This is a genomic window from Saprospiraceae bacterium, from assembly GCA_016709995.1.
GTDB lineage: Bacteria > Bacteroidota > Bacteroidia > Chitinophagales > Saprospiraceae > JADJLQ01.
In genome coordinates this window covers 3,144,962-3,157,193 of sequence record JADJLQ010000001.1, presented here as the reverse complement: position 1 = coordinate 3,157,193, position 12,232 = coordinate 3,144,962, and the positions used below count along the sequence as shown (strand labels likewise).

The following is a 12,232-nucleotide window of genomic DNA, read 5'->3' as shown; positions in this document are numbered from 1 at the left end:
ATAAGGATGAATTTATCAAAATGTACACTTTTTGCCATCCTTACCTTATGTGCTTGTAGTACAGTAGATATACAGGTAGATAGCTCGGCCGCATCATGGTCTTTGCCCCTGGTATATGGTGAAATCAGGGTGGATGATCTGGTCAAAAAAGCTTCAGCTGCGTCTCAGTTATTTATACAACCTGATGGCAGTCTCTTACTCAGGTATACAGGAGATATATTGGAGAAAACTAAAAAGGAGATTTTTTCCCCGATCCCCGGAGGCATCCCCATCCCCTTGTTTGATACCTTGAACCTGGTGACCTTGCCCATAGTCAACAATTTTGTCATTAAGAAAGCGATATTGTCCAATACGAATTATTATGTGGCTTATTCGCACAGCAGGATGGAACCCGTGCAAGTAGAATTCTGGTTGCCGGAGATGCAATTGAACAATAAGCCATTGAACCTGGTGCTGGATATTCCATACACCGGCAGTGTGCCTGTGACAGGATCTTCCCCAAAAACATCATTGGAAGATATAGTCATGATGCCGGTCAATAACAAAATAGGTCTTCATTACCAGGCAAGGACACTTAATAATGTCCTTTTCAAATTGAACAGCCTGTTTTTTTATTATGATCAATTGGATTTTAAATATATTGAAGGGTATATCGGCCAAAATGTGTACGATCTCAAAAAAGATAGCCTGGAGATAGATTTGTATGATGGTTTTAGCCAAGGGGGTATATATATAGATGACCCTAAAGTAACCTTAACCGTATATAATTCTTTTGGTTTTCCGACCAAAGCACTGATCAATACTTTTTTGATGCAGACCGTGAGCGGCACCCTTATTGAATTTAAAAGCCCATTATTGGATCAGGGACTGTATTTTAATTATCCTAACAAAGGTGAAATCGGTCAAACGAAAGCCACCACTTATGTATTTACCAAAGACAATTCTAATATCAAAGAGGTGTTTAATGCCCAGGCGACCAGATTGATATATGACATTGATGCTTTGTCCAATCCACTGTTGACCAATGACTCTGCTTCGTTTATCCTGGATAGCAGCAAGTTTACCATCAATCTCACTGTAGAATTACCACTCGTAGGTCGGATCAGCAATTATCCTGCAATACAAACTTTTGATGCTAACCTGGACCAATTGAAAAATTTTAAAGAGGGCTCTTTGCTGATAGAGACAGACAATGCGATTCCCATGTCAGCCAATGCACAGATCTATTTGCTCAATGACGCAAGCCAAACCTTAGATTCGCTTTTTAGTAAATCGCAACTTCTGTTTCAATCAGCCGCCACCGATGTCAACGGTGTGTCTTCAAAATCGACACTTTATAATGTGGTCGTGCCGGTACCTTCCAATAAAGTGGTCGCATGGTCTCAGGCAAAAAAAATAAAAGTAGTGGCCTATTTTGACACTCCTGCAGATAAGAATACGGTCAAAATAAATGATCGTGATCGACTCAGGATTAAAATAGGAATTGCCGGAAAATTTAAATGATGAGGTACATGGCTAAATCGATCATTTGCATATTGTTTTTTTGTGGGTATGCCCTACTGCCAGCGCAGGACCCCGGGCCTCTCTTTATGGCTAAGGATCAAATGTACCAGGACAGAAATCCCGCCATGCCTTACCCTAAGAAAAACATCATAGGCCTTCCTGAAATGCGTGGACAGATATACAGTGAGACCGGTACCTTGAATGATTGGAACAGAAAAAATCCTGACGGTACACAATCCATCTATCTACAGGATATCTGGAAGAGCCTGGAGCGAAAGGATTATACGACCGAGGCAGGGTTTTCGATTAAATCATTTTCTTTTGGCAAAAAGTATGATCGATGGCAGTTCAACCTGAGTCATCGTATCCGTGGAGATGTAGACTTTACCTACAATAAGGACCTGGTCGGTTTGGTCGCTTATGGCAATTATGGCTTACTGAATGTAGAGCCCCTTGCTATGACACAAGCTCTCGACCTACGACCCCGGCTCAGTACATCATTGTATCAGTCTTTGGGTATAGAGGCAGCTTATTTTATCAACGATCAGTGGAGCCTGGGTATCGGTGCTGATTATTTGGCTGGTTGGTATGAGGTCGACGCGAAGGTGAGAAAGTTTGATTTGGATATACATGATCCACTGACTATAAGTGCCAAAGAGGATTGGACCCTTCGGTCTGCAGATCTGATTCAATCGGTTTCGATCGATAGTTTTAATGTAAAATACGATGGTCAGGCACTAGGCAAACATCCCGGTGCAGCGTTTGCAGTGGGTCTTTTTCACCATACTTCGCAATGGCAGTTTGGATTGCAAGTCAGAGATCTGGGTTGGATATCCTGGGAAGGCAAAGCCTACTCAAGAAAAGCAGAGACGAATTATTCCGGATTGCAAGTCAACGATTTTTTGAATGTAGATGGTGGGATTTTTGATCATATAAAAGACACTCTTCGAACATTGACCAATGTCGACGAATCAAACATAAAGTACAGGACGAGTCTGCAATCAAGAATCATCCTCGATGCACAATATCATTTGTCTGATAGATGGTCTGGTGGTGGTGCTATCTATATGGTCAATAATGCACCTGCAACTTATTGGAGGGTCATGGCGGGTACCGTATACAGACCATCACAGGTCTTTGAGTTTGGCGGAGATATTTCACTGGACTCCTATCATAAAATCAACCTTGGCTTGTTTGGGGCATTAAGATTGTCGATATTCAATATATATATGAGTATGGAGCATTTGCCCGGCTTTTTTAACCCCAATGGCACGAGTCGGCTCGGAGGAAGTATGGGGATCAACTTGATGTGGGGAGAATAAGCTACAACTTTTGGGTACTTTCAGAACTGAATTTATCTAAGCTTAAAATCGTTTGCAAAATATCCCGGCCTTACTGAAGCTGCTTTAGCGTCCCATTTTTTATTGACGACCATCAAATTTTGAGGAGCAAATAAAAATATGGCGGGCTGCTCGTCATAAATTATTTTCTGAAACTGTTTGTACAGATTAGTCCTTTCATCGCCTGGCTCACTGTGCCGAATCAAGTCGATGATGCTATCACTGACGGCACCACCAAATCCAGTATAGTTTTGACCATCTTCTACATAACTCTTCGTGCTCCATGATGGATATGGATCATCCGGTCCCGGGTACTGACTATCAGCCAATGCAGCTAATTCAAAATCGTGATGTTGCATATCTTCCAGCATCAAATGAATTGGCTTGGATATGATTTCAATGGCGATACCTGCTTTGCGTGCTTGCTCCTGCATATGAATAGCTACTTGTTGGCCTAATCCTCCCGGTGTAGCCACAAAACGAAGCTTTAAGTCCAATCTTTTATTTAACCATTTTTTGTCCAGAATGCCATTGTGATCGCTGTCGATCCATCCAGCGGCAGCTAAAAGACTTTGAGCTCGATTAATATCGAATGGGATGGGCTGCAAGGATGTATCATAATAAGATTTTGAAGGTTGGAAAGGTGCTGTGATCCTGTCTGCATAACCTTTAAACAGGTTTTGTTTCAGCTGATCAAGATCTAATAATTGGGCCAGAGCACGACGCGTATTTTTATCTTCCAGGATGGGATTTTTATTATTGATAGAAATATAAACATATCGATTGGATGGCCCGGTGATAAAATTAATTTTAGTAGATAGCAAGCTGTCGTTTTTCATATTCTCAAACATGGCTGGGCTAATATCAGTAGCTATGACATCGAGCAGTCCATCCTTGAGTGCAGTGACTGCATTGGCTTCTTCTGGTATGATGTAGTATATGATCTCGTCAGGATAAGCAGCAAAATTGACAGCAGAGTCACTCAGTCGATGGCCCCACCAATTAGTTTTCTTTTTTAACCTTAAGTATTGGTTAGAGACCCATTGATCTATTTTGTAAGGACCTGCTCCGGCAGCTCCTTCACGGCCGAAATAAGGATCAGCAAATTGATCAGCAAATTTCTGCGCAATTGCTCTGTACTCTGAGGTACTGTCTGCTATATTTAAATATTTTAAAGTATTCCAGTCTACCTTTCTCAACAATTGTGTAGAATCAAATACAGACTCCTGGAGTATGAAATTATTGGTGAACGATTGTTCGTCCAGAAAATAATTATCATCCGTCCAGAATGTAAACACCTTTGGGTTGTCGCTCAAGGATATACTATCTATCGGCTCTATGACACTTCTTTTGCTATCTGATTTGACAAATGGATCGAGTGTAGCCTTTAAAGTAAAGAGTACATCTTGGGCTGTAATAGGGCTACCATCATCCCATACAGCTTCTTGTCTAATCGTGATCCGGTATCCGGTCATTCCGCCCTCATGTAGGGTCTCTGCCAATTGAGCAGCCAAAATCGGAACATACTCTTGCGTGTAAGGGTCATAATCCATTAATGGTAAGTGCAATAAATTTTGAATGTTGGCAGCAATGGAAGTTACTGACAATACGGGATTTAACTGATCTGGTTCTCTCGAAATTCTAACCGAAAGTGAACCGGGTACTGACTCAGTAGGTTTGCAATTAAAACCCACACTGATAATCATGATGACCAGGATCTGGGACTTGAAAAATAAACGCATCAGGTAGATAAGAAATGGTATTTGGGATTAGTAAGTTATGGTTTCTCAACTACTTTTTCAAATTATGAAAAAGAAATCTCTACGGAGGACGCATTGAACTATATTTAGAAATAACATTCATTTTACTACTCGCACAAAAATTGTAATGTCATTCTGTGACTCGTAAAAGAATGCTCAGGTAGCCAAATAAAATATTGAAAACTTTAAAAAGTAATAATTTATGAAATAATTTCTTTGGAAAATTAAAATCCCGGGATTTATAAGGCCCCGGGATAAATTTAAATTTTACATTTTAAACATCAGCAGATTTCAGGTACTGCTGTTTATTTTAATTATTTGCTCCAGGGTGGAGTGACTCCTACTGATCGGGCATAGGCTATCAACTGACCTTTATGTTCGCCGGTGTGATCCACCAGTAAAAACATCACTGCTTGTTTGGACATTTCAGCCCAGGGAAATTTGACCATTTCGCCAAGCTGAGCATCTTTTACTGAAAGAAGATTATCATTAACAAATTTGAAGGAGGCATGCACTGCATCAAGGATTTTGTCTTTGCCTTCCATTTTTTCCATGTTCATCATATCAATGTTCGCAGGTGGCTTAATACCCAAATTCATCAATATAAAGTAATTACTGGCAGCGGTATGCATCAGGACTTCGCCTACGGTACGTACACCTTCGGCCGGTTTCCAATTGAATTTTTCAGCAGGAATAGCCATACCAAGGCCGGTGATCGCTTCTTCATTGTGAGAGAGAAAAGAGATCGATTCTTTTTGTACAGATTGATCAGTACTTTGAGACCAAAGACCAAAACCTGCAAAGCAAAGGATGAATAATAATAAATGTTTCATAAACTAAATTAATTAAAGTGAAAAGTAAAGTTAATCGTGTTAAAATTAAACGTATGTAAAATTTTATTATTAAATCTCTTCAGCAGCTTCTTCCAGGGCTTTTTGTTCGTATGATTTGAGACCAAAGCGAGACTTTGTTTGCGACACAATGACCATCAATGCAGGCACAAGAATCAGGGTCAATAAAGTAGCAAACCCCAAACCAAAAATCATGGTCCAGCTCAAGGGCCCCCAGAAAGCCACATTGTCTCCTCCAAGAAAAATATTGGGTTTCCACTCCGTAAATAGTGAGACAAAATCAATGTTAAATCCTATAGCCAATGGAATCAAGCCAAATACAGTAGCCATAGCCGTTAATATGACCGGGGTCATACGGGTGCGACCTGCTTCGATGGTTGCCTCCCTGATATTGTAGCCTTGCTTCATCATCATATCCGCAAATTCTACCAATAATATACCATTCCTAACTACCACGCCCGCCAAAGCGACTACGCCTATTCCGGTCATGATGATCGAAAACTCCATACGGATCATCGTAAATCCAAGCAATACCCCAATGATGCTGAATACGATTTCTATCAGGATCACCATTGGTTTGCTGAAGGAGTTAAACTGAGTTACTAAAATTAAAAAGATCAAACCAAGAGATATTAATAAGGATCGTCCCAAAAACCCCATGGCCTCAGCCTGGTCTTCTTGCTCACCTGCAAAACCAATCGTCACACCGGGTGCGCCCTGAAACTTAGCAGTAGCTGCCTGTACATTGGCCAGTACTTCATTAGGATTAAATCCATTGAGTACATTAGAAGATATCGTGACGATCCGCTTGAGGTTTTTTCTTTTAATAGACCCTACCGTATTGCCATATTCCATTTTAGTCAATGAAGCCATTGGTACCTGGCGCATCTGACCACCCATATTCATATCCCTGTAGATAATGCTTTGATTGAGCAGGAGGTTGATATTGTTTCTTTGATCTTCCTGAAAGCGAAGCATGATGGGGTGTTGATCTTCACCATCCCGGAGTTTAGATATTTCTTTACCAAAGACAGCATTCCTTAGGTCAGAACCGATTTGGGCTGTAGAGATGCCTTCCCGGTTAGCGCGCTGACGATCTACGGTGATTTTTAATTGAGGGTTGGTGATCGATATATCAGATTTTAATTCTTCGACTCCACCTATCTGCAGTTCATCCAAATACTGTTTTAATAATTTTGCTGTAGAAGTGAGTTCATCAAAGTCATCCCCGGAGATTTCAATACTAATGGGTTTGCCAGCCGGTGGACCATTGTTTTCTTTTTCTACAATGATTTCGGCACCAGGAATATCTTGCACCACCTCTCTGATTTTGGACAAATAGTCTGCGGATGATTGACCATGCCGTTTTTCGAACTCCACAAAGGCTACAGTGACTTTGCCCAGATGCGGGCTTGTTTGCTGCTCAAAATTGGAAGGATCGCCCGCTCCAATAGCTACGTTGGAGATGACCGACTCTACAATAGGATTGTTTTCTCCGACTACTCCAATGATTCGATCTTCTACCATCGAAGTGATTTTATTGGTATATGCCTGCGAAGTACCTACCGGTAAAGCAATGTAAGTATAGACAAAATTGGGATCGGACTCAGGAAACAAACGGACTCCTGGAATGAATTTTGCAGTAATCACAATACTGGCAATCAATAAAAATATCGTAAACAACAGCAAAGCTATCGGCCTATAACCTTTCAATACGGTCCTCAACATGGAGGCATATCCATTTTGCACCCTTGGCCACACGTTGTTTTGAAAAGCACGAATAATGCCTCCCAGTACAAATTTGTTGAGCAAATAAAATAAGAACACGCAAAAAGTGAGGTTTCGCAAAAACATATTATGCCCCAGGTGGGACAACAGCATGATCACTCCAAACACTACCAGCGTTATGATAAATCCTTTATTGAATATTTTCTCTTTGTGATCAGGATCATGTGGTTTCATAAAATCCACTGCAAACACAGGATTAATGATGTATGCCACAAATAATGATGCCAATAAAGTTGTAATCAGGGTGATCGGCAAGCCAAACATAAAGTTACCTATCAACCCTGGCCAGAAAGCCAATGGTATAAACGGAGCCAGGGAAGTGAGCGTCCCGGATAGCACAGGCAAAAAGACTTCACCTGCAGCTAATTTGGCTGCTTTTTTAATCGGCACTTTGCCATTGTCAAATATCCTATGCGTATTTTCGATGACCACGATGGCATCGTCGACTACGATCCCAAGGGCCAGAAGAAAGCCAAACAACACGATCACATTTAAAGTAAAACCATAAGTCGGCATGATCAAAAATGCCACGAACATAGAGAGTGGGACCGACAATGCTACAAACAATGCATTGGTAGTGCCCATAAAAAACATCAATATAAAGGTCACCAGTATAAAACCGATGATGATGGTATTGATCAGCTCTTTTAGTCCTGATCTGGTCTTGATACTCAAGTCACCCGTGATATTTACATTGAGATCAGCCGGGAATGCATTTGCCTTCATATCCTCACAGATGGCTTTGATTTTGTCAGAAGTGGCTATGAGGTTTTCGCCGCTACGTTTGATGATATTGAGTGTGAGTACATTTTTTTTATTGAGCCTGGCATAACTTTCCTGTTCCTTAAATGTATCGCTCACTTCAGCAATATCTTTTAAATAAGTGATGGCACCGGTACCGCCCCGTATTACAATGTCTCCTAACTTCCTCGCATCCCGATATTCCCCCACCACACTGATAGCTCGTTTGACATTGCCCATATCGATCTGACCTCCGGAGATCGTCATGTTCTCCATAGCGACAGCGCTTTCAATGTCTCGCATAGTGATTTTGGCAGCGGTCATTTTATACATATCCACATTGATCTGGATTTCGCGTGTGAGCGCCCCCACCAGGTCCGCACGGGTGATTTCCTTCAGACTTTCTACTCTGTCCTTAATATCATCCGCATAATTTTTAAGCCGGTCCAGATCATAATCTCCTGAGACATGGATATTCATGATCGGGATGCTGGATACATCGATGTCTATGACTGAGGGATCTTGTGGCAGATCACTTGGCAAGTCTGCCCGTGCCCTATCCACGGCATCCTTTACTTTCAGTTTTGCTTCTGCCACATCTACATCAGTGCCAAATTCAGCAACCACCAGGCAAAAATCCTGTAAGGAGCTACTTCTTACTTTTTTGATTCCGGAGATCCCTTTGAGCTGTTTCTCGATTGGCTTGGCTACGAGATTTTCCATATCAGCAGGAGAGGTACCCGGATAAATGGTATTGACAAGTATTTGTGGAAATGCGACTTCCGGAAATTGTTCTTTGGGTAGTCGGATATAAGAAAAAATACCAGCAATGGTAATGATAATGGTCAGAATGTAAATACTGGTTTTATTATCTATGGCCCAACTGCTGGGTTTGAATTCTTTGATAATATCTTTCATGGATTAAAAGGATTGGTCCAGAGGTAGCTCCGGGAGATGAATGGAATGGAGTGAGTGGTCAGATCAATTTTCAATTAGGTTGTAATCTTAATTTTTCACCAGCTACCAGGTCTTGATACCCGAGCGTAATCACCTGCTGATTGGGATTGATGCCAGACTTTATTTCTACCTGATCATTATAATATCTACCTATACTAACAGGTTGTTTCCCTGAAATCCATCCTTCTGTAGTGGAATCTGCTACCATTACAAAGTCGCCTTCGTGGTCTTTTTGCAATAAATTGATCGGAAGTATAAATGCCTTGTCATTGCTGTAATCCAGGATTTTGATGATGGAGATCATATTGGGCAAAACTCCGTTCATGTTAGCAGGTAGTGCTGCTTCAGCTTTAAACGTACGATTGACCTGGTTGATGATTGGGCTTACATAAGTGATTCGAGAATCAAATTCTTTCTGAATATCTGGAAAATAAATTTTGATCGCATTGCCGGGTTTGATCCTGCCGGCATAGGATTCGGGCACCTCAGCGGTAATTTTAAGTTTCGAAAAATTCACCAGACGGGCTATCGGTATACCTGGTGAAATCATCTGTCCGGGTTTGATCATGACTTCATCGATGACACCTGAGATCGGTGCTGTGACTTTTGACATTTGCCATTGCTCTTTGGTGGTAGCTATTCTTTTCTCTATAGATTCTTTATTGTTTTTGGCACCAAGGTATTGGACCTCTGTGCCTAATTTTTGATCCCAAAGAGCTTTTTGTTTATCGTACAGGTTAGTGGCAAAGGCTAGTTGTGTTTCAAGTTCTGCCAGACCTTGTTGGATCAGGGCATCGTCCAGATGAACCAGGGTCTGCCCACGAGTGACACGATCACCTGTTTTGATCAAAATCTGGGTGGCAGTACCAGCCATTTTTGAATTAACAAAAAGATCCTGGTCAGCTGTCACTGCTCCCTGGAGGTCTATATAATTTTTAAAAGTGGATTGTGGAAACGTAGTGACCCCAACGAGTTTGGTTCGCACTGTTTTGCCCGCCGGATTTAACTCGGCTTCAAGAGCATTTGCTTCTTTTTCAAGTGTGGCTATCTGAGTTTTGAGCGTGGTTAATTTTGCTTGCTTGTCCATAGAAGGATCAGCAGCATCTTTTGATTTACAACTTACCATATAGATAATTGATATGGCTAAAACAAGGAGAGAGAATATATTTTTCATGTTGATGGATTTCGTAGATAAAAAAATAGGTTTATGTTTATTCAGCAAGTTTATTTACCAAGCGCTTTGTCCAGGTCAGTTTTGGCGACCAACAGAGCGTATAATGCATTGACATAATTGCCCTGTGCCTGGGATAATGCTGATTCAGCCTGACTGATTTCCAAGCTGGATCCTACACCGCCTTTAAATTTTGCCTGTGCCTGGTCATAGATTTTTTTAGCCAGGTCCATATTGTTTTTGTTGCTTTCGACTGTTTTTTTTGCGTTGGCAAACTGGATTCTGGCATTGCTGACTTCCAGGGTCATGGCTCTTTCAAATTCAGTCATTTGCAGATTGAGCTTGTCCTTTTCGATGGTGGCCCTCTGATACTGTGCTTTTCGGGCAAAACCATCAAATATGGGGACATTCAGTTTAAAACCAGCGATGGCCGTTGGAAACCAAAATGATTTTTTACTAAACAAATTATTGGTCTGCGTACCATATGAAGCATTGGCGAATCCCGATAGATTTGGATAAGCACCCAATTTGATGCTTTTCAACTTGATATCATTAAGTTCCTGTGCCATCTGTATGCTCCGATACTCAGGCCTTTGATCTGCTTTGAAGGCATCAGCGAGGTTAACATTTTCTACCTGTAGCTTTAAGATGAGATCGTCGATGTTCTCAGTGAGCTGTATGGTGTTTTGAAGTGGATAGCCCATTTGCATTTTCAATACATTATAGGTCACCTCCTGCATTTGTCCCATATTATCAGATTGTGTCTGCAAGGTGCTCAGGGAAAGGTCTAATCTATCTACATCGATTTGTTCTATGAATCCCTGATCATAGACAGCCCTGGTATCTCCTGTGATCCTGGTCAGCGTACGGATGTTTTCATCTAAGATAGACTTGCCTTTGAGCGCGATAAGTGCACCGAGATAGGCTTTGGTGACTGTCTCCCGGATGGTGATGTCCGTAACAGAATTTTGCCTTGTGATCAGTTCTTTATATAGTTTCGTCGCTTTTAGTCCAAGTAGAAAAGCAGGATCATATAATATAGTATTCAGTCCGGCACCAAATGAAAAGGAATTAGCTTGTCCAAACTTTGCAGGAAATCCGCCTGATCCTGGAGGGTCTTTTTGATTTTGGGTGATCAGGTTATAGTTGACCAATCTATCATCTACTACCGGGCTTAAGAAGTCCGGAATGACGGTAGATGGTATCGCGAAATAGTGAGAATAATCTACTGAGCCACTGACTTTAGGATATCCTATGGATTTGTACTCTATGAGTTGAGCATCAGCATCGACTAGATTGAGTTGATTGAGTTTGATTTGGCTGCTATTTTTTAAAGCATATTGTACGGATTCTTCCAGGGAAAACGCAGATTGTGCATGAGTCCATGAGCTCGCTAAAGCCAATAGAAAGCAGCTGAATGAAGACACTGTTTTGTATAGTTTCATATGGTCGTATTGTCGAGTTTGTTGAAGTGTTTGAGGCAAAGCTCCCAACCTTCAGGAGTGGTTATCCCCTTAAGATGGTAGAGTATAGTTTCTTTGAATATTTTTTCTATCGTAAATATATTGGAAGGAAACAGGTCCTGATCTACAATAGAACTACTCAGGGTGACATAGTGCCTCGCTATCACATCGATGGGTAAGTCGGTGCGATAATAACCTTGTTCGATACCACTCTTTAGATTTTGTTGAATGACACTGAGGATGTGTTCGTTATTAAGTTTTTCCAGCTTTTTCCAGGTATCCCAATAGTATTTTTTCATCTCAAAAACAATATTGGGAGAGACTAATTTGAGCATTTGTATTACATATCGCGCAATCAGGATCATTTCTTCGACTGCATTTTCAGACTGAGCTTTGATCTGGCTAATGGCTTTTTTTTCCTCCTTGATATGGAGTAAAGTCATCTGTTCTATTAGCATAGCTTTGCTTGGAATCTGCTCGTACAAGGTCTTTTTAGAAATACCCATGCCTTTGGCCAGATCGTCCATAGTGACGGACTTTATCCCACATCGTATGAAGAGGCTTTTGGCCCTTAATATAATCTCTGAAGACAGGTTCATAAAAAAATCGCGGGGGCAAAAGTAAACTTTTATTCCGTTGGAAACTATTGAAGTTTAAA

At 41.1% G+C, this 12,232-nt stretch carries 8 protein-coding genes; 2 read left to right on the top strand and 6 right to left on the bottom strand.

The features are described from left to right. Positions 1 to 6 precede the first annotated feature (6 nt). Together IPJ09_13440 and IPJ09_13435 are read left to right on the top strand one after the other, a co-directional pair. The gene (locus IPJ09_13440; GenBank protein ID MBK7372415.1) at positions 7 to 1,503 is read left to right on the top strand and encodes a hypothetical protein; all 1,497 of its coding nucleotides are present in this window, start codon (positions 7 to 9) and stop codon (positions 1,501 to 1,503) included. Between the two features lie 8 nt (positions 1,504 to 1,511). After that, positions 1,512 to 2,825, top strand: a complete 1,314-nt coding sequence (locus IPJ09_13435) for a hypothetical protein (protein ID MBK7372414.1) — start codon at positions 1,512 to 1,514, stop codon at positions 2,823 to 2,825. Between the two features lie 32 nt (positions 2,826 to 2,857). Here the strand turns inward: IPJ09_13435 and IPJ09_13430 are convergent, their stop codons facing one another. The 6 genes from IPJ09_13430 to IPJ09_13405 form a co-directional block, all read right to left on the bottom strand. After that, complete coding sequence (locus tag IPJ09_13430; protein ID MBK7372413.1) at positions 2,858 to 4,585, bottom strand: hypothetical protein; 1,728 nt, start codon at positions 4,583 to 4,585, stop codon at positions 2,858 to 2,860. Between the two features lie 332 nt (positions 4,586 to 4,917). Continuing rightward, positions 4,918 to 5,436, bottom strand: coding sequence for a DinB family protein (locus tag IPJ09_13425; protein ID MBK7372412.1), 519 nt, complete (start codon positions 5,434 to 5,436; stop codon positions 4,918 to 4,920). A 69-nt stretch (positions 5,437 to 5,505) separates the two neighbouring features. Next, entirely contained in the window at positions 5,506 to 8,901 is a 3,396-nt protein-coding gene (locus tag IPJ09_13420) for an efflux RND transporter permease subunit (GenBank protein ID MBK7372411.1), read from the bottom strand. A 70-nt stretch (positions 8,902 to 8,971) separates the two neighbouring features. After that, on the bottom strand, positions 8,972 to 10,114 hold the full coding sequence (locus tag IPJ09_13415) for an efflux RND transporter periplasmic adaptor subunit (protein MBK7372410.1): 1,143 nt from the start codon (positions 10,112 to 10,114) through the stop codon (positions 8,972 to 8,974). A gap of 50 nt (positions 10,115 to 10,164) precedes the next feature. Continuing rightward, entirely contained in the window at positions 10,165 to 11,556 is a 1,392-nt protein-coding gene (locus IPJ09_13410; GenBank protein MBK7372409.1) for a TolC family protein, read from the bottom strand. After that, on the bottom strand, positions 11,553 to 12,173 hold the full coding sequence (locus tag IPJ09_13405; protein MBK7372408.1) for a TetR/AcrR family transcriptional regulator: 621 nt from the start codon (positions 12,171 to 12,173) through the stop codon (positions 11,553 to 11,555). Before IPJ09_13405 ends, IPJ09_13410 begins: the two co-directional genes overlap by 4 nt. Positions 12,174 to 12,232: the final 59 nt, after the last annotated feature.